General features: G+C 66.0%; 18 protein-coding genes. 2 read left to right on the forward strand and 16 right to left on the reverse strand.

Features of this window, described 5'->3' with window-relative positions; all coding sequences use genetic code 11:
- Window positions 1-362: 362 nt before the first annotated feature.
- The gene (locus tag RN629_RS00990; protein ID WP_407033399.1) at window positions 363-554 is read left to right on the forward strand and encodes a hypothetical protein; all 192 of its coding nucleotides are present in this window, start codon (window positions 363-365) and stop codon (window positions 552-554) included.
- 11 nt (window positions 555-565) lie between these two features.
- Complete coding sequence (locus RN629_RS00995) at window positions 566-727, forward strand: hypothetical protein (RefSeq protein ID WP_407033400.1); 162 nt, start codon at window positions 566-568, stop codon at window positions 725-727.
- Window positions 728-986: 259 nt separating this feature from the next.
- On the opposite strand, the gene RN629_RS01000 is transcribed toward RN629_RS00995, so the two are convergent.
- The 16 genes from RN629_RS01000 to RN629_RS01075 all read right to left on the reverse strand — a co-directional run bounded on the left by RN629_RS01000 (window position 987) and on the right by RN629_RS01075 (window position 18,108).
- Window positions 987-3,473: a hypothetical protein gene (locus tag RN629_RS01000; RefSeq protein WP_407033401.1), complete on the reverse strand. Its 2,487-nt coding sequence runs from the start codon at window positions 3,471-3,473 to the stop codon at window positions 987-989.
- Entirely contained in the window at window positions 3,470-6,019 is a 2,550-nt protein-coding gene (locus tag RN629_RS01005; RefSeq protein WP_407033402.1) for a putative barnase/colicin E5 family endoribonuclease, read from the reverse strand. Before RN629_RS01005 ends, RN629_RS01000 begins: the two co-directional genes overlap by 4 nt.
- Entirely contained in the window at window positions 6,016-8,010 is a 1,995-nt protein-coding gene (locus RN629_RS01010) for a hypothetical protein (RefSeq protein WP_407033403.1), read from the reverse strand. Before RN629_RS01010 ends, RN629_RS01005 begins: the two co-directional genes overlap by 4 nt.
- Window positions 8,010-8,450, reverse strand: a complete 441-nt coding sequence (locus RN629_RS01015; RefSeq protein WP_058733858.1) for a hypothetical protein — start codon at window positions 8,448-8,450, stop codon at window positions 8,010-8,012. Before RN629_RS01015 ends, RN629_RS01010 begins: the two co-directional genes overlap by 1 nt.
- Window positions 8,451-8,900: a hypothetical protein gene (locus RN629_RS01020; protein WP_407033404.1), complete on the reverse strand. Its 450-nt coding sequence runs from the start codon at window positions 8,898-8,900 to the stop codon at window positions 8,451-8,453.
- Window positions 8,897-11,113 (reverse strand): hypothetical protein, encoded by a 2,217-nt coding sequence (locus RN629_RS01025; RefSeq protein ID WP_407033405.1) that lies wholly within the window; start codon window positions 11,111-11,113, stop codon window positions 8,897-8,899. The genes RN629_RS01020 and RN629_RS01025 overlap by 4 nt, the downstream gene beginning before the upstream one ends.
- Entirely contained in the window at window positions 11,110-11,724 is a 615-nt protein-coding gene (locus tag RN629_RS01030) for a hypothetical protein (protein WP_407033406.1), read from the reverse strand. Before RN629_RS01030 ends, RN629_RS01025 begins: the two co-directional genes overlap by 4 nt.
- A gap of 6 nt (window positions 11,725-11,730) precedes the next feature.
- Window positions 11,731-11,928 (reverse strand): hypothetical protein, encoded by a 198-nt coding sequence (locus RN629_RS01035; RefSeq protein WP_058733854.1) that lies wholly within the window; start codon window positions 11,926-11,928, stop codon window positions 11,731-11,733.
- Between the two features lie 111 nt (window positions 11,929-12,039).
- Window positions 12,040-12,480 carry a hypothetical protein gene (locus RN629_RS01040; protein ID WP_407033407.1) on the reverse strand — a complete coding sequence of 147 codons (441 nt, stop codon included), beginning with the start codon at window positions 12,478-12,480 and terminating at the stop codon, window positions 12,040-12,042.
- A gap of 2 nt (window positions 12,481-12,482) precedes the next feature.
- A complete protein-coding gene (locus RN629_RS01045; protein WP_407033408.1) occupies window positions 12,483-13,412 on the reverse strand; it encodes a phage capsid protein in 930 nt (309 codons plus the stop codon).
- 217 nt (window positions 13,413-13,629) lie between these two features.
- On the reverse strand, window positions 13,630-13,962 hold the full coding sequence (locus RN629_RS01050; protein ID WP_407033409.1) for a hypothetical protein: 333 nt from the start codon (window positions 13,960-13,962) through the stop codon (window positions 13,630-13,632).
- A 195-nt stretch (window positions 13,963-14,157) separates the two neighbouring features.
- A complete protein-coding gene (locus tag RN629_RS01055) occupies window positions 14,158-15,087 on the reverse strand; it encodes a hypothetical protein (protein WP_407033410.1) in 930 nt (309 codons plus the stop codon).
- A complete protein-coding gene (locus RN629_RS01060) occupies window positions 15,080-15,481 on the reverse strand; it encodes a Bbp19 family protein (RefSeq protein WP_407033411.1) in 402 nt (133 codons plus the stop codon). Before RN629_RS01060 ends, RN629_RS01055 begins: the two co-directional genes overlap by 8 nt.
- The gene (locus tag RN629_RS01065) at window positions 15,478-15,705 is read right to left on the reverse strand and encodes a hypothetical protein (RefSeq protein WP_407033412.1); all 228 of its coding nucleotides are present in this window, start codon (window positions 15,703-15,705) and stop codon (window positions 15,478-15,480) included. The genes RN629_RS01060 and RN629_RS01065 overlap by 4 nt, the downstream gene beginning before the upstream one ends.
- Window positions 15,706-15,752: 47 nt before the next feature.
- Window positions 15,753-17,423: a portal protein gene (locus RN629_RS01070; protein WP_407033413.1), complete on the reverse strand. Its 1,671-nt coding sequence runs from the start codon at window positions 17,421-17,423 to the stop codon at window positions 15,753-15,755.
- 49 nt (window positions 17,424-17,472) lie between these two features.
- Window positions 17,473-18,108, reverse strand: a complete 636-nt coding sequence (locus RN629_RS01075) for a DUF7518 family protein (protein WP_407033414.1) — start codon at window positions 18,106-18,108, stop codon at window positions 17,473-17,475.
- Between the last annotated feature and the right edge of the window lie 3 nt (window positions 18,109-18,111).

Here is an 18,111-nt window from a genome sequence, read left to right on the forward strand (position 1 = left end):
TAATTTTTTATTTTTGCGACGAACGGTAGAACGGAACAGGAAACCGACGCAAAACCGCGCTTTTCGCATATCTGTTATGCGTCGCGAATCGCGCGTGTTTGCCTGTTCTGCAGGAGTCAAGCCCTCAGGAGAGGTGCGAACACTTGGTTAATACTGGTTCATGTCGGACCGGTTGACACGAAAAGCACAGTATTCCAAACGCAGAAAGGGACCGGAAAGGGTGCAACCTCTCCGGTCCCGGATCAAGAAACGCCTCGTGTGAGGAGCCGTTGAAACTGTAGCGCTACGAGGGCCCCTATAAGCCCTCGTATAACTACCGGTCAAATGAATTTCTCGCACGGGGCCCTTTGAAGGGTACCGAAGTGAAGCGACAATCCTCCCCCCGTGTGACCGCCCCCATGGCGGCGCACATCCGTTTTCTGGTGCAGATCAAGGGGCTGTACCAGCACCAGGCCGCCGCGCTGATGGGCGTGAACCCCGGCCGGGTGAACGAGGTCATCAAGCAGCACCGCTGGCCGGGGGTTCTCCCGGCGCAGGGGCCGTTCCCGATGTGACCGGAGAGGGGGTGGCGTCCGTCACCCCCTTTTTCATCCGGCTGCTGAAACTGTCGCACTGCGGCGATCGGGCGACGGAATTGAACCGCTCCATCATGTCCATCGTCAACCGGATACCCGCACGGCGCACCATGCCCTGCCAGCACGAAAACATATGGGTGCTGGCCGCATAACCGGAATGATCGCCCGGAAAGGCGTCTTCCCGGCAATAGCGCCAGAAATCATCATAGATCCGCCGATCGCCACCGCTGACGCCGTGCAGATAGCCCAGCACGACGCGCAGCGCGGCCGACTGCTCGACCGGGCCCGATGCTCGTTCGTCCGCTATCTCCTTCGCGGCGACCAACGCCAGGAACGTCAACCGGGTAGGAGGATGTCGAGCGGACGAATCGCGGTACATAACGAGAACATAGCGCCGCTTTCGTCATCCGATCAATCCGCCCCCTGCACGACATTGCCCCAGTCGGGCGCACGTTCCGGCATCGGGTCGCCACTCTGCCACCACTGGCCCTGGTGGTTCTTCTCCAGCCGGGTTTCCCGGCGCTTGACGTCGCGGTCATGCGTGTTGCTGACCATGGCGTCGAGCTGGTCGATGACCATCCTCTCCCATGCCGCGCGCAGATACCAGAGGTTCGATCCCGGGACGTAGCGCTTGGCCAATTTCACGGCCGCGCCGCCCGGGTTGGCTTGGCGGTGCGTGCCGTCCTTCCGCTCTTTGCCAGGCAACGCAGTCCGCACCGCAGCGCGAACATCCTGGACCGCGCCATAGATAGGACCGCCGATAAAGCCCCCAAGGCTATCGATGCGGTCGTTCTTGAACACACCGACAAGATCGCCAAGGATGCCGATCCCGCCGCCCTGCAGCGCCGCGTCGCCCCAGAATTCGGCATTGTCCATCGGTCGCGGATCATTGCCCTTGGCCAACTCGCGCAGCTGGATCACCGCCGCACCGTAGATGGTCAGCCCGATGAAGAATTGCGCCGCGTACATCGCCCCGCCAGCGGGCCCCAGGTTGCTGATGATACGGGCATGCCTGGCCATCAGCGCCACGGCAAACCCTTTGAACTGCAACGCGCTGGTCCACAGTTCACCGCTGATGCTGCCCTTCGCCAAGTCCATCGGGTTTGCCAGCGCGCGTGAGGTGGCGGATGCCTCTTGCACCGCCGTCGCCTGTCCCCGGATGACCATGTCGAGCAGCCGGTTTTGCACCGCCTGATCACGGATTAGGGTCGGGTCGATGATTTCCGATCCTCGGATCTCCGTTACGGCCCGGCGGATGGTCAACCAGTCGAACTTATCAATGCCGTTCCGCTCCATCGCGGTTCGCAACCCGGGCGATACGTCATCCCAATTCCGCGCACGCTCATCAGCAATCGCTCCAAGCAAGGCCTGCCCAAACGCGCTCTTTCGATTTTCGGTCAGGCGGTTCAGACCAGACAGGCGGAGAACATCGTCCGCCACGACCTGCGTCCAAGCTGGGCCAGTTACCTCACCGATGAACCGCGCGCTCTGCCCCAGCGAGTGCGCGGCATCCTCCATGCCCAGCGCAAGGCGCGCGGCCGCCTTCCGGTTTTCGTGGCTCAATTGCCCGGCGTTGTCGCGCAGGCTCGCAAGCGTCCTGGTCAGCAGGTTCGTCTCGGGCAGGCCATACAGGCCCCGCGCCATCGCCTGGGTGTGAATGTCGCTGATCGAGGACAATGTGGCGGACCCCAGCCAGGCCGCGGTGATCAGATTGCGGCCGCCCTGCAAAGTCGTCACGACCCCGCGCCGGATCGGATCAGGATAGATATGTTGAGCGGTGGCATCGCCCTTCACATAGCGCCACAGATTTTCCGACTGGCGCCGCTCGACCGACTTGGCGCTGACTTCAGGCACCAAGGCTGTGTCGCCCTTCGCCTTGTCATAGGCGATCTTGTCGAGCAGGAACCGCACTGTCGCATCAGGGTTGGGCCCCAGCCGCTCCATCATCGCGATCTCGCGCGACCGGCCGCTGATACCGCTCATGATGACGGTGAACAGATTGTCGCCGGTGCCGAATTCCTGATTGACGGCCTTCCAGGCGTCATAGTCCTTCCAGTGCAGCACCCGGTGTTCCTGCCCCCGGTTGGCCATCTTGCCACCGCCCCGAAAGGCCGCGCTGGGCTCGCCGGTCATGCCATTGGTGCGGATCGTTTCGCGCACGTCCAGCAGAAACGGCTTCAACGCTTGGTCGGTGAACGGCACGCCCGTCCTCTCGTCGATCATCTTCGACCGATCCAGATTGGCTGTGACCACCTCCAGCCAGCGTTCCGGGGTCGCGTCGCGCACCCGCGCCGGTTCATAACTGATCGGCACTCCGTAATTCGCCAGCTTGCGGATCGCACCGCCCGCCGCATTGAAACGCTGGCGCAGTTCCTCACGCGCGATCGTCACCGCCTCGGCAAAGACCTTGGCGCGGTCATTGCCGGTGGCCTGCCCGAACAATTCCCGCCCGACATCATCCAGCCCTTCAACGTCCTTGGGCTTGCCGGTCAGGTCGCGGCGATGCGTCTCGATGAAGTCGACCATCTTGGCATGCGCCAGACGCTCGATCCGACGCGCGCCGGTCGCGACATTGCCCTTGCGATAGGGCGCGCGATCGTCGTCATCGAGAAGCGCATTGACCGCCGCATAGGGGTTATCCCCCTTGAACGTCTTCAGGTCCTTCAGCGCGTCGCGCTGGCGGTTGATCTGCAGCAGCGCCTGGCGCTTCTTCAGCAGGGCTTCGGTGCGCAGCTGGCGCAGCGTCGCCTCGCTCGCTTCGGCCGCCGCAGCGTCCGGGCCCATCGACTGGCGGTAATAGCCCTCCAGCTCATCGAACAGGTCCTTCATCCGCTTGGCGCGGACTGGATCGATCTCGCCCCGACGAACCATGTCGGGGATGCAGCGGCCCAGGCTCACGCGTCACCGCCCGGCCGCATACAGGCCTCGGCCGCGTCGAGCACCGACCAATCGGTGTCGAGCTCGTCCAGCACATCCGCCGCGCTCATGACATTTCCTTCCTCGTCCAGCCGCACCGTCAGCCCGGCCGCCTCATCCTCCGCCAGGAACATCCGCAGGTCGTGCTCCAAGCTATCGATCTGGCGGGCGGCCGCGATATCGTCGGGCCCGTCGAAACCCTCGATCGCGCCCGGCGGCCCGCCGTCCGCGCCGATCGGCCGCTCGCCCGCTGCCCAGCGCCCGCGCATGGCCGCGAAATCCTCGGCCGGGATCGCCATCTCATAGCCGCGCGCCGCCAGCTCGGGCGTCAGCTCCGGCGCGACGACCCAGCGCCGGGTGCCCGTTTCCGCCTCGATCCAGTCCGCAAACTTGCCCGCCCCAGGCACCGGATCTATATTGCCCTCTGCCCCGTGGTCGGGGGAGGCCCGACCGTCAGCTGCGTCACGAGAGGACACCGACGCGGCCGGGGCATCACCGCCACGCGGGTCATAGGCGGTGACCAGCCAGCGTTGTTCCTGGCCGTCCCAGTCCAGCCGCACACCCGCCTCGTGCGGGTCGCCGCGCAAGCGCACTGTCCGCCCGTCATTGCTGACGATATCCATGCCCGCGATAATCTCGGGCAGGTCCGCCAGCCGCGCCTCCATTTCCGGGTGCTTGGCCAGGATATGGGAAAGGCCATACCCGCCTGCCCAGGTCGGCGCCGCCTTGCCGGGTGTCCCCCATTTGACGTCGATCGGACCGATATCCGGGTGGTGGAGCGCACCGGCAATCTCGCCCTCCCCGGCATCCCGCAAGGCCCGCATCGCCGATAGCCAGCTGCCACGTGGTCCCTCGACGATCGTGGCGCCCGGCTCCCAATCCATGCCCACCGGTTTCACCTCCGGCGCGATTACGGGATCGTCCATCATCCAAGTGCGCGGATCGCCGATATCGGCTTCGTCCGGCCGGGGTACCACCATCCGCTCGGCATCGAGGGCGGCGATCTCCCGTGCGGCCGCATCGGCCTCCGCCTGGGCACCGGCCCACGCGCTATCGTCCTCGAACACATCCTTGCGCAGGATCGCGCCTTCATGCTTCGCGTCGCCCATCTTGGCATGGGCCCAGTCGACCACGTCGCCCGCCGTCTTGCCCTTCAGGAACGGATTCGCTTCGATCGCGCCGCGCGACATGATCTGCTCGATCGGCGTGTCGGGTAACGCCTTCAGGATCTTGGTCCCGCCCGACTGCCCCGCGAAATGCAGCAGGTACATGTTGCCGTCGGTCACCGGCTGACCGGCCTTTTCCAGCGCAGCCTTGTTTTCGTCGACCAGCAGCTTGAAGACATGTTCCTGCGATGCAGGGTTGGTCCGCTTGCTCCAAAGATAATCGTCCGACAGCTTGATGTTGGAATATTCCGGATCTTTGCGCAGCAGCCGCAACCAGGTCGGCCGCGTGATCTGGTAGAGACCATAGGCGCTCGATCCTTCCGCCTGGATCTGCCAGCGGCCACTGCTCTCCGCGCTGCCCGTCTTGATCGCGAATTTCTGCCAATCGAAGCGTGGCACCGGGGCAGGCAGGACCTGCCCGCTCTGCAACTGGTCACGCGCCATCGCCATGCGCGCCTGGTGCGTGTCGCCACCCACGCCGGGCTGGTAAGGGGACACCCCCGCAATTTCGTCTTCCCGATCCAGCGCCGCGACCGCCGCGCGCTCCTCGGGCGTCATGCGGTCTTCGCCGATCGTCCGCCGCATCCGGTCCGCCAACTGTCCCGCGACCGACCGACGGGCAGCAGCGGCACCTTCCGCCAGGGCATGGACACCACCACCAAACAGAGCGCCCGTCCCCGCCGCCAGACCCAGCGTGGCCAGGACCTCGCCCGGTCCACGAACCTTGCCGCGCTTCGCCTCCTCGATGGCACGCGTCGGCTCCTGCGCCAGCTCGATACCGACATTCAGCCGCGCGTCGCGAAGCGCCGCCTGCGCGATCGAGCGGGCGGTGCCCGCCCCCGCCAGCATCCCGATCTGGTTGATCGGGTCCGCCATGCCGCCGATGAATTGCCCCGGCAGCCAGGCGGCCCAGCCGCTGCGCGCCTGAACATCGCGTTCCTGCGCGATCGTCGCCTCGACCGGCGCGGCGATCCGCTGCTCGAATTTGGCGGGATCATCTTCGACACCCTCGAACGCCTTGCCATCGGTCGCGCGGGCCCGCGCGATGCCGCGCCAGATTGCATCGCGATTATAGGATAGCGACCAGCCGTCGCGCGCCAGGCGCTGGGTATAGGCCGGGTCATCGACACCGCGCGTGCGCAGCTCGTCGACGATCGGCTGCATGGCCGCCTCGATCGCGTCGCGCCGTCGCGCCGCTGCGGCGGCCGGATCGTCATTCCCCGCTGCGCCACGGATCGAGGTGGTGAACTGGTCCCAGAGCGATGGCGGCGGAAGGGGACGGGACACGCCTAACCGTCCCTGCAGGAAGGTCGGATCGGTCGATGCCGTGCCCGCGATCAGCGGGCTGCGCTGGTCGGTCATCGCCCGGTCAGTGCCTGGACGTCGACGGCAAAGACCTGGCCCTGGTCATCGGTCAGCAACCGGCCCGATCGCCGGAAGCCGTATCGCCCATCGGGCAATGCTGTGGGTAGCAGCCCCTTCAGTTCCGCCTCGCTGACCGGATGGCCATCGCCCCAGACGGGTTTCCGACCGCCGGATGCCGCGATGTACATGGGCAATCTGGCCGATGCCAGGCGACGCTTGAAATCATCGGCGGTCTGGTTGCGCGGCAGGATGACGACGGGGCCATCGGGCTGGCCCCAATGCGCGATCCCGCCGCGTCCGTCGCGGTCGCGGCCCAGGATGGTGATGGCCGCCTCGGCAAAGCGGCCGGGCACATATTGCGTCAAACCTCCGTCGGTCGCCCGCTGTGCGAAGAACGACCGGCTGGCCTGATACACGTCATTGGCGGTCGATCCCCCCAGGAAAGACAGCGGCACCCCGAACCATTTCTGGAAATCGCTGGACGCCTGCTTTTCCTTCCACACCTGCGGATTGCTCTTCAGCGTGTCCGCCCCGCGCAACACGTCACGCGCCACGCTGTGCGGCAGGACGGCCGCCATACGAAACGCCCCGTCGTCATTGCCCGCAACCTGGCGCGCCGCCCCGGCAATCACCCGGACGTCACCGAACTGGCGCAGCAGGTCGACCGCCTGCAGCTGGCCGTTGACGCCATTGGCATAAAGGTCCTTGAAGGCACGCAGTTCGTCCGGGAGGATGGGCTCGACCGTCGCACGCCCCCAATCGCGCGCAGCCGCAATGGCTTGCTGCGATCGACTTCGGAACGAGGCAGGGTCTGCCACATTCAGGGCACCGATCGCGCGTCCGGTCGCATACTGGGTCTGCAGGAGCGCTCCGCCCTCCTTGCTGAGGTTGGACTCCTGGATCGTGCTGAGTTTTTGCAGGGCGAAAAGCCGATTGGCATCCTCCCCGCTCAATCCACCGCCCGCCTGCTTCCCCTGCAGCGTCGTGATTTCCTGTCGCAGCTGCGCAGGCGCCATGCCCTTGTTCGCCTGGATCGTGCCGAACTGCGCGGCCTCGCCCATCCACTGCGTGGCTTTGGACTTGTCGCCCATGGCCTCATAGTCATGCGCGAGCTGCAGGCGATCCTGATAGGTGCCACCGCCCGCGTTCAACGTCACTTCGCGCGCCGCCAGTTCGTCCGTCCTCACCGAACGGTCATGGGCAGCGGCTGCACGCGCCTCCGCTTCCGATCGCCGGATCTCCGCCTGGGCACCGTGGCGCAGCTGCTCTTGCTGCTGCGGCGTCACCAGCTCGTCGAACTGTCCGCTCTTCAGCAACGCGTCGATCAGCTGGGGGGATCGCTCGACGACGCCGTTTAGGAAGGACGTGGCGATCAACTGATCGGACTCGTGGATCAACCCGGTCTTGACGTCCTCGGGTACGCCCACCATCGCTTCGATACCGCGACGGCGATAGGTCAGCTCCTGATCGAATGCATCCAGATTATCGACCCGGCGCACCCGATTGGCGGCGATCTGCCCCGCCTGTTGCTCGTCGGTCACCAGCTTCTTGACCCGCGCGCCCTGTTCCCAGGTATATTCGGCCGTGCCGATACGAGCCCCGAAATCGTCGAGCTGCGCCTGTGCCGATCGCCGCAGGCGTTCGTCGGTGATGCCCTCTGTCAGTGAAGCTGACTGATCGCGCCACCACCCGTCCATCGCCTGCGCATGGCCCGCCCCGCCCGGAGCGGACTTGGCACGCATATCGACCGACATACGGTCATACGCGGCCCGGATGTCCGCAAACTGACGGTTGAAATCGGCGGCCTCGGTATCCGTCCGCTGCTGCCGCTCGATCTGCAGGTGGGTCAGCTTGTTCCGTCCGACCGCCTGCCCCAGGTCGTCGACCGCCGCGCCGATCGACGCCCCGAAGGCGGCTGGCGACGTGCTCGGCAAGCCCACTGGCGCGGACGTCCCCAGCTGGCGCTGATATCCGATTTCCTGTGCCATCACCGCCCCCCGCGTGTCGTGCCCGACTGAGCGCTGGTGCGGGAGCTGGCCCAATCAGTGACGCGCGCGGCCGCCCCCAACATGCCCGCCACCAAGGCATTGTCCCCCTGCGCCCTCGCAATGGCACCCGCCGTCCGCGCCGATCGGGCGCGCAAGGCGGCATCACGACGCACCGTCATCGCGTCGAGCGCCGCATTCACCTGGCTCTGCGCCAAGGCGTCCAGCGCCGATCCAGTGCCCATCGCAAAACCGTTGCCGCCTTGCGCCGCCAGCTGCTGGCCGATCGCCGCCCGCGCCGCTTCACGCACCCGGCCCTCTTCGGCTGCCCCGGCACGCTCCTGCTCGATTGCCTCGGTATTGGCGACCGCCTGGTTGTACTTGCCCGCCTCATACCCCGCGACGCCCTGGACGATATTGCCTGCGGCCTGGAACGCCTCCATTCAATCGCCCTCCCGGATGCGTTCGCACAGGATATGCGTCTCGCTGTTCTGGCCAAATCGGCGCATGACATGCGCGGGCTGCAAACCGACCAGCATCGCCCACACCAGCTCGGCCGGGACCGCTTCGCGCACGATCGCTTCGATCCGCGCCAGCGGGCTGGCCGCGATCCGGCGCCGGGCATGGCGGGTGACCGCCAGATGCGCAGTGCCGATCCGGTCGGACAGGATCGCCCACGCCACCGCCTGCGCCCCAGGAAACGTCTCCCGCAACCCCAGGCAGGCGACGATGCGGCCGTCCTGGCGTACCGTCCACGCCTCGCCTGCCCCCTCCGCCAGGTCGCGCGCCTCCTCGACGCTCATGTCCCGCTCGATCCCCAACTGGACGCGCTGGCTGGCCTGGCGCTGGATGACCAGCGCGTCGGTCGCGACCATCGGCGCGATGGCGATCATTGCGTCACCGTCAGCGTCGGCATCGCCGCGACGATCGTCGCGGGCAACGGGCCATAGCTCTCGAACACCGCCTGTCCGTTCCGGTCCCAGCCGCCCGACACCGACCGTTCCGTGTCCCCGGTGAAGAGCGGCACGGGCGCATCCATATGCTCGCTGCTGGCCCGGTCGATCAGATTGTCGAGCTTGCCGCCCGCCGCACCGATACGGATCGCGGCGGTCGCGATCAGGCGCAGGACCATGCGGACCAGCCGCTGGCGCTTGCCCTGCTGCGTATCGCCGCCACGCAGCTCGGGACGCAGCGTCACCGCCCGCGCGACATAGGGCAGACCCACCGTCATCCGGTACGCCCGATCGGCGGGCACCACGCTGGCGGGCACGTCGAAACTGCCATCCGCCGCCACCGTGACGCCCGTCACGATGCCGCCCGCCGCCAGGATCGCGACCGCCTGCCCCTTCAGCTGTACCGCCCCGGTGAAGCGCGTCTGTCCGGCCGCCGCTATCACGGTCAGCCCGCTGTCGACATAGAACGCGTCCTCGATCGGATCGTCATCCTCATGCCACACCGCCATGCGCTCGACCCAGCGCGTGCCATCGGTCCGCTGCACGAGCACCCATAATTCGTCCTGGTCGCCGCTGGCGGATGCGCAAGCCACGGCGGACAGGATCTTGCCGCCGCCATGGCGGATACGGGAAAAGCCCTTGATCTCCTGCTCGGGCGCATGCGGATGCACCACCAGCTGCCCGTCGGCGCGGACACCGATCATCAGCTCTTCCGGTTCCTTCTGGAACGTCAGCTGGACGATGCCGCCCTTGGTGATGTGACGGCACCACACCGTCATGTTGGCGGACTGATACCGGTCGCGCGCGAAATCATATTCCGCCTGGCGCAACTTGCGCTTGCCGCGCTGGACGAACACGCCGGTGGTGCCGATCTGGATCGGGAACACCCGCTCCGATCCATAGAAGCTCTGCGGCACCGCCTCGATATTGTCGCCGCTCACCGCCTGCGCCTGGTTGATCGCGCCCACCGCGATCTCCCGGCTGGCGGTGCCGACGATCAGGCGACGGTCTCCCATCGCCCACAGCACCGGGTCCTCGGTCGACAGGGTGCGTCGAAACGCCAAATCGGCCGCCGTCACCCCGCTGGAGGTATAGGCCTGGTGGTTCAGATAATCCCCGACCACCGACGCGACCAGCTCGAACCCCTTGAAGTGGCACAGACGCGAAGCCCAGGCGATGACGACGCTGGGCCACCCCGCCGCTGCACTGAACGCGCCGTGGGCCCAGCGAAAGGAGGGGACCGTCTTCAGGCTGTCGGGGATCGGTCGCGTCACCGTCGCACCGGCGCTCATCCCGTCGGCCGCGACACTATCGATCCGCACCATCCCGAACCGATCGTGCAAATAGGTCCACTGCACCCCGAACGGCCCCTTGTCGTTCGCATCCTTCAGGTTCTGGCCGTCCCATTCGGTGCCCGCCGTATGGATCGGCACCACCGTGCCGGTCGTGCCGCCACTGGCCGCGACATAGACCTTGCCCTCCGATCGGCGCTTCAACCCTACCGTGATGTCCTTGGTCTGGGCTTCCCAGGCTGGGATGGTCGAAAAGTCCGCCGCCTCCAGCCGGAACGGCGCACCGACATGACCGGGCTGAAAGATCGGCGCGCTGGCGGTGATGACGATCGCCCCCGTCGTGCCGCTGACCGTGACCGTGCGACCGGCGTCGATATTGGCGTCCGCGAACGGCCCATTGACCAGCGGCAGCACCTCATAGGTAAAGGTGGTCGCGGACGTCCGCGTCAGCCGCGCGGGCGGATAATTGGGATGGTTCAGGTACAGCCGGTCGAACGACTGCTGACACGACACCGATCGCGCCTCGGCCGCACTGTACGGCACCGCCACCTCATAGGCGTTACCCGGCGATGTCTCGATGCGCTCGCCATTGGTGTAGAAGCGGATTTTCTGGTCGCTCCACTCCAACACATAGTCCTGGGTCAGGTTGAACCGGAAATTGGTCAACCACGCGGCACCGTCCCGCGCGGCCCGGATCGTCTCGAACCCCGGCCGCTTGACCAGCGCGCCTTCCACGGTGGGAACGAAATTCTCCGCCTCGGCAAGGCCGACCTGATAGATCGCCGTATCGACCCGGCCACCCATGCGCGGGGACAGTTCGCCCCCGTTGAAACTCGTCGCGATCGGTCGCGCCAATGTCATGGCCAGACATATCCCTTGCTGTCGACACGCGTCAGGCAACCCATGCGCGCCTCTTCCCACCCGGTCGGTGCCTGGGCCACCGGCGGGTTCTCCCGCGCGTCGACGCGCTTGGCTTCCATCAGGGCGGCGCGATACTTGCGCTCCGCCATCTGCACCCGGTTGGGATCGCCCGTGATGCGGTCCGCGATCTGCCAGGCGACGCGCATCGCGAACGCCTTCACGAACAGGGCGTCCCAGGCGGCCGGTTCCGCGACGTCGATGATGCAGCGGACCCGGAGCGGCGCGGCTGCGCCCGACAGGATATACGGCCCCTCGACCTGATAACTGTCGGCCCGCGCGCCCATCACCTCGACCAAACGGACGCTCTCGGCGGGCAGGCGATAGACGTAAGCAAATGGCGTGGTATCGAAATCGGGATTGGCGACGCGCGGCAGGGCATAGCGGCGCATCGCAAAATTCCACGTATGATCGCGCAGCGCGGCCACCCGCTCGACATCGAACACCGCGCGCACCGATCGCGACAGGTGCGTATCGTCGTCGGGGGACCGCAACTGATCGTCCTCCCCCAGCGAGGAGGCGGCAAGGTTGGCGACGGTGACGAAATCCGCCACCGGCGGTTACGCCATCGGCCAGGGCGCGTTGAAGATCCGCGCGCGCAGATTGTCGATCATGACCAGGGCATCGCCCTTGCTCATCTTGGTCTGGTCGATGTTCAGTTCCATCGCGTCCGATCCGGCGATCGGCGTGCCCGCTGCGATGGGAATGTCCTTCAGATTGGGCTTGCCCCGGGTGACCGTCAATTTGACCTGCGCCATGGCACCGTCTCCGTAAAAAGGGATGCCGGGGTGGCGATTACGGCACCACCCCGGCCTCGGCCGGCTCCAGCGCCCCCGCTGGCGCCCGCACGAGTATCGTGGCGAACCGGATCAGTTCGCGATCGTGTATTCGAAATAGAAGGCACCGATGACGGCCGCCGGGATCGCGGCCGTGCCGATCGTCACCCACAGGTCCTCGTCGGTCGCGACCGGCCCGTTGACGGCCGCCGACGCGCGCGGCCCGATCGACGTCGGCCGATCCGTCGTCGTCAGCGTCTGCGCATTGACATATTTCGCTGGGGTCGCCGTGGTGCCGATCGACAGGGTGGTGCTGCCCAGCGAGGTGTCGAAATTGCCGATGATCGACTGCATCACCGCATTGGCGGGCAGCTTGCCGATATACAGGCGATCACCGACGTTCAGGATCGTCGCGGGCTTGGTCGACCGCGTACGGCGCTTCTTCGCACCCACGATGCGACCGTCCAGCTTGCGCGGCGGGTTCGACGTGCCGTCGGGGCCACCGACGAATTCCAGGCCATAAAGATCAGCCATGATTACGCCTCGCTATTTTCGATGTAGCCGACCTTGCCGGCCTGGGTGCGCGTCGCGGCCATCGTGGTGCCAGCGAACACATTGCGCGTGTCGACCTTCTGCGGCTGGTCCTTGATCGACGTGCGCAGCTTGTTCCAGACGCCCTTACGAATGCCGGAGCGGACCCAGAACGGATTGCGGGTGTAGCCGCCGGGCGTGACCGTGAGGCCACGTTTGAAAGCGCGCAGCTTCGGATTGCGAAGTTCGATCCGCTTGATGTTGAAGCCGAGCAGGCCGATCAGGTTACCGTCGGCGTCGAGACGAACGCCGAACGCCTTAGCATAGTCGCCGTTGGTGGCCTGGACTTCCGAGAGAAGGTCGTCCGCCTGGACAGCGCTCAGCGCCATGTAACGCGGATCATCGGCTTCATTGAAAGCCTGATCCAACACCAGTTTTGCTTGGCGAACTTTCGCGACGTTCATCCGCTGCGGACCGCTCACGCCGCCAAGCATAACGGGGACGATCATGGTCGACGGTAGCGGCTGGGTAGTGATGCCGTCCTTGCCCATCAGCATGGGGCCGTACGCACCTTCCAGGATCGCGGAATCCCACGCGCGATGCATGGTCGCCATAGCGGCCATGGTATAGCCGCCGGTCAGTCCGATCTTGGTCGCCAGCTGATCGGCACCGTCGACGAACTTGTTGAAATAGCGCTCATTCGGCTTGACGATCCAAACGCGGTCATGGCCGGGATCGGTTTCCTTCAGATCGCCGTGACGCTCATCCGCCTCCTGATCCTCGGCTTCGCCGATCAAATCCTTGACGGTTTCCTTTTCGGAACCGCTGCACTGCTGTTCCTCACAGGTGTCCCACAGCACCGAATTCTTGTGCTGCAGCTGCAGTTCGATGTTATTTTGAAACTCGATCTGCGCGGTCGTATTGACGTCGCCCATAATGGCCTCACGAAACGGGTTTGAACCTGGTTTCGCTTGGCTAGGGGACCCGAACGGTCCGGCCGCGCTATCGTTTTACGCCCGCGATCGGCGCTGCACTCCAGCAGGGGGACCCGGGCGACGTGGCTAGGCGGGCACTAGATCGGGGAGATTGGGAACGGTTCCCCCCGGAACCGTCGAACCGCACAAAATCACACGGCGATTCGCGCGTCAAGCATCATGCATAATGCGCAGTGCAGTGAATGCGAAAAAAACTGCCTTCGGTCAGGCCGGGCATGCGCTTGACGGTCGTCAGGACACGCACCTTCCCCCTGCCTGGCACGTCCACCACGACGGTATCGGCAAATTCTTCACCGGTCTCGCAACCGCTGATCCCGATGGCAATGACATTATCCAATGCATTACCGTACGGGCGCAAGGTTGGCTCCTTGCCCGTCGGCAAGAAGATATAACGAACGGTGACGTCGCTCTCGAAATCAACGGTGGTTCCTTCGCGGGTGATCGCGACGTCCGAAATGATCGCCCTTTGATTACCAAACTTGATTGTCATGTAACTCTGCCTGCTAGCAGTCAGCATTGACGCAGCAGCCCGACGCACGCAAATAAACGCTTCGGGCTCCCATCCGGCGTGCCGACCAACATCACGCCGTTACCCCGAAAGGAAGCCCCGGCATGGACCGCCGGGGCTTCCACATAATCAGGGGCGCGCCCCACGAGATGGCTTGGACAGCGGATCTTTCAACCGTCACGCCGCCTTCGACGCCTGATATTCCGCCGCCTGCTTGTTCAGCCGGTCCCAGCGCTGACGCTCCGGCGTCCCCTCCTTCATCGCCTTGGCCTTGAAATCGCTGTCCGACATCAGGCGGTTCAGCTCGGCCTGGGCCTCTGCACCCGACACACCGAACCGGTTACTGCCCCCGGTGATCATGACGTCTTCCGCCATGCCAGCCCCCAGCTTCGCCAGCAGCCCCAGCGCGCGATCGGCCCCCATGCCGGTGCGCAGGCCCGCCATGTCGGCCTTCGTCAGCCCCAGCGCGCGGACGGCGCTGTTGACATGCGCGATCTGTTCATCCGCCTTGCCGCCCTGCGCCTTGACCCACTCCGACGCCAGACCGTCCTGCCGTTGCTTTTCCGCATCGGCATCGGCCATCTGGATCTGGATGAAGTCATTCACCAGGCCCTGGAACGCTCCCTTCGGCACGCCGTACTTCACACCAGCCACTGCCAGCTGGCTCAACACCGCGTCGTTCAGCTGGACGCCCTCGGGCCCCTTGATCTCATATCCCTCGGCTTTTTCTGGCACGCCGATCGCCCGGTGGAATGCCGTCACCTCGTCGGGCTGCGCACCTTCCCCCGGCACCTTCACGCGGCCGCTTTCGCGCACCGCCCGCTGGTTGTCGCGCGCGACCTTCACCAGGCCGTCCAGGTCCTTGATGCCCAGCGACCCCAGCCAGTCGCGATTGGATGCCGTCTCGCCTTCCCCCAACTTGTCGGAGACATTGGCGAACCAGTCCGGTGCCGCGCCGCCATCGCCGCCCTGTCCGCCATCCGCAGCACCCGCCGCTGCACCACCGGCGCCACCATCCGGTACAGCGCCCGCCGTCCCGGCATCGCCACCGGTCGCGGCACCACCGATCAGGTCCGCCGCACCACCGAAATCCGCCCCGTCACTCATCGTCCTGCTCCATGATGATCAATTGCTGGACTTCCGCCTCGTCCAGGTTGAGGTAATTCGCGATCCGCAACCACACGTCGCGCCGCCCCTGCCGCCGCGCCATGATGATCGGATCAGGGTCGAAGGCAGATGACCGCGCGAAGGTGAAATCGCGCAGGTCCGCCAGCACCGCCCGCGCCGCCATCCGCCGCGTGCCGCCTTCGGTGAAGACGATGCGGTACAGCCACCGCCGCCACGCCTCCCGCCCACCGGTAAGAAATACGACTAGCAGCACGATCGCCGCTGCCAGCTGATGCCGGACGTTCAGGATCGCGGCGGGCCGGAACGTCGCTTTGAAATTGCGCGCGGTCTGCATCGCCGATCGCCGCATCGCGTTGCGCATCCGGGCGTTCATGCCGACACCTCGCGAAGATGCGCCGCCAGCTGCATCAGCGTCGCCGCCCGTGCCTCCAGCGTATCGGCCGCCGCGATCAGGTCCGCATCGGTCAGCGACCGGTCGCAGGCGATCTTGTGATTGACGCACCGCCGCCCGACGCCCATCCCGGCCGCCAGCTTCCCCGCCCCGATCGCGTTCGCGGCCGCCTCGAACAACAGGCCGCGCCGCACCTCCCGCGCCATGGCATCGATCCTGTTCCCACTTTTGGGAACGGCTTGCCCGTCCGCCATCATGCCGCCTCCGAAATCTGATTTGCCTTCGCGACGTCGAGATACGCGCCTGCCACATCGCCCAGCGCACCCGGTCCGGCCTGCGCCATCTGCGCATCCTCCCGCGCCTTGCGCTTGGCCGCGACCTTGTCCGCCGTCGCGATCCAGCTGGGCCGCACGCCCAGAACCTCGCCCAGCCCGGGCGCGGCCGCGTCGGTGTCGATATGGTCGAACACACCCGGATCGACCTGCGCCATCGGCGTCAACGCCTCGAACCACCGCGTCAGACCTGTCGCCTCTTCCGCCCGCGCCATGCGCGTCAGCGGGTTTTCATACTCGATCAGGGGATAGGCCCCCGCCTCCAGCACGACGTCGGGGAACGGCTCGACCTGGCCCGCGCGCATCGCCAGGTCCAGGTCGCGCTGCGTCACCGGGTTCTGCTTCTCGGTTTCGTACTGACCGGCATAGGGCGCGACCAGCACGCCCTGCTTGCCGACCATCTCCAGCACCTGTGTCGCGGTCATGCGGTCACCCGGATCGGTCAGGATCTTGAAGAACTCTTCCATGAACGCGCTGCGAATGTCCGCGCGCTCCTGTTCGATCATCTCCTGCCCGATCGGCAGGTTGCCGCCCCCCGGCATCCGATGGACCAGCGGATCGCCCTGTTCGTTCACCAAGCCGGGATTGGCCGACCCGGGCGTGGTGTTCAGCGAGGTGATGCCGTCATCGTTGAAGAAGATCAGCGCCGGGTCGACCTCCTTATGCGCGGCCCGCAACACGGTCCGCTTCATCGCGTTCACACCCTTGATCGCGGGCAGGACCTCCATCGCCGGGGACGTGCCATAGATCTCGCCTGCCTCGGACTGGTGGCGCGACACGCTGATCGGCATCGAATGATATCCGGCCCGGCGCATGACGATCTTTTCGTCGATCGCGATATGCATGCTGGCGATGGGCTTGCCCTGCCAGTCGAACCGATCGGCGCGCATGTCCGCATTGGGGCAGACGATGTGCAGGATCTCGAAATCGCGGTCATAGGTCCGCTTCTCGACCGCCTCCGCCATCTTTGGGGTCAACGCGGCCGCCCCGAACTGCTGTTCGCACTGGCGCGCGTTCAGCGTGTAGCGGCGATGCACGGTATCGACCCGCCCGCTGAAATCCTCGTCGATGTAACATTCCGCCAGCGGCAGGGCGCGGTAATACAGGCCCACGCCCTTCCGTTCCTCGGTCAGGAACGGCGCGGTGCCATAGCGCCCGAGCTGGCGGAAATCCTTCGACGACTGCACCCCGAAACCGGCGTGCGCGGCATAGCGGATCGCGTGCAGCCGGTCGGCCGTCCGCTCGCACCAGCGCTGCACCTCCGGCAGCTTCTGCAGGTCGGCGTCGCGAAAGCGCAACCGGATATACTGGGTATTGCGCGGCACGGTGATCGCCGCCATCGCCGCGGCAAATCGCCCCAGGCTCTTGACCGCGGTCGTATCGAAATTGTGCCCGCCCTTGACGGTCCCCGCGCGGCTGGCCCGCCCGGCGCTGCCCGTCGGGCCGCCGATCGTGCCCGCGTTCATCGGGCTGACCCGCTCGTCGATCTCCCGCCACAGGCTTTCCCAGGGCGCCCGCAGGGCGACCAGGCGGTCATGGTTGCGCAGGTGCTCGCGCACCAGCTCGTCGTCTTGCAGCTTGTCGTCGGCCATCACCGCCCCCGGAAAAATGGGGCCCGCCACCCGGGCAGGCCCCGGATGATCAGAACAGGATATCGTCGGCGATCTGGATGCGCTGGCCCGGCGCGATCTGCAGCGGCATCGACCGTTCCCGCCACGCGACCTGTTTGTCGTCGAGCAACAGGGCATAGCCCGCGATAGAGGTGCTGCCTGCACTCTCCGGCCCGACGATATCGACCGGCCGATCGAGCAGCAGCCCGAACGCATGTTCCTTCCACGCCGCCCCCTCGACCGCGATCGGCGGGACACCCACCTCCCGCTTGCCGTCCGAGAACACGATCTCGACGGCATCGGCCTTGGCGATGGCGTCGCGCAAAGCATCACCGGTCAGGATCTTGTTATCCGGCATGACCCCGAACGCGCGCGGCTTGGTCGGCTTGCCCAACTGGCGCAGCTGCCCCTGTGCCGCTCGGCCCTCCTTTTCGGCCGCCTCCGCACGTCCGGTCGCTTCGTCACGCGCCAGCTCGGCCGCGTCGGCGCGTTCCCGTTGATGGACCAGCTCGTCTTCCAACCCGGTCTGGGCAGCGGTCAGCGCCGCGACGTGCCCCTCCAGCTCGGAAACGCGCTGCGCCAGAACGACCGGGCCGTCCTTCTCCAGCCCAGCCTTGAACTCTTCCATCAACTGCTGTTCGCGCGTCAGTTCGGTGTTATCGCCCATGTC

Source organism: Facivitalis istanbulensis, from assembly GCF_040560405.1.
Classification (GTDB): domain Bacteria; phylum Pseudomonadota; class Alphaproteobacteria; order Sphingomonadales; family Sphingomonadaceae; genus Sphingomonas; species Sphingomonas istanbulensis.

Excerpts from the sequence above, each read along its gene's own strand:
- RN629_RS01065 (WP_407033412.1), bottom strand. The coding sequence starts at position 15,705 with ATGGCGCGGGAGGTGCGGCGCGGCCTGTTGTTCGAGGCGGCCGCGAAC.
- RN629_RS01035 (WP_058733854.1), bottom strand. The coding sequence starts at position 11,928 with ATGGCGCAGGTCAAATTGACGGTCACCCGGGGCAAGCCCAATCTGAAG.
- RN629_RS01025 (WP_407033405.1), bottom strand. The coding sequence starts at position 11,113 with ATGACATTGGCGCGACCGATCGCGACGAGTTTCAACGGGGGCGAACTG.
- RN629_RS01070 (WP_407033413.1), bottom strand. The coding sequence starts at position 17,423 with ATGGCCGACGACAAGCTGCAAGACGACGAGCTGGTGCGCGAGCACCTG.
- RN629_RS01015 (WP_058733858.1), bottom strand. The coding sequence starts at position 8,450 with ATGGAGGCGTTCCAGGCCGCAGGCAATATCGTCCAGGGCGTCGCGGGG.
- RN629_RS01005 (WP_407033402.1), bottom strand. The coding sequence starts at position 6,019 with ATGACCGACCAGCGCAGCCCGCTGATCGCGGGCACGGCATCGACCGAT.
- RN629_RS01010 (WP_407033403.1), bottom strand. The coding sequence starts at position 8,010 with ATGGCACAGGAAATCGGATATCAGCGCCAGCTGGGGACGTCCGCGCCA.
- RN629_RS01045 (WP_407033408.1), bottom strand. The coding sequence starts at position 13,412 with ATGGGCGACGTCAATACGACCGCGCAGATCGAGTTTCAAAATAACATC.
- RN629_RS01040 (WP_407033407.1), bottom strand. The coding sequence starts at position 12,480 with ATGGCTGATCTTTATGGCCTGGAATTCGTCGGTGGCCCCGACGGCACG.
- RN629_RS01050 (WP_407033409.1), bottom strand. The coding sequence starts at position 13,962 with ATGACAATCAAGTTTGGTAATCAAAGGGCGATCATTTCGGACGTCGCG.
- RN629_RS01060 (WP_407033411.1), bottom strand. The coding sequence starts at position 15,481 with ATGAACGCCCGGATGCGCAACGCGATGCGGCGATCGGCGATGCAGACC.
- RN629_RS01020 (WP_407033404.1), bottom strand. The coding sequence starts at position 8,900 with ATGATCGCCATCGCGCCGATGGTCGCGACCGACGCGCTGGTCATCCAG.
- RN629_RS01055 (WP_407033410.1), bottom strand. The coding sequence starts at position 15,087 with ATGAGTGACGGGGCGGATTTCGGTGGTGCGGCGGACCTGATCGGTGGT.
- RN629_RS01075 (WP_407033414.1), bottom strand. The coding sequence starts at position 18,108 with ATGGGCGATAACACCGAACTGACGCGCGAACAGCAGTTGATGGAAGAG.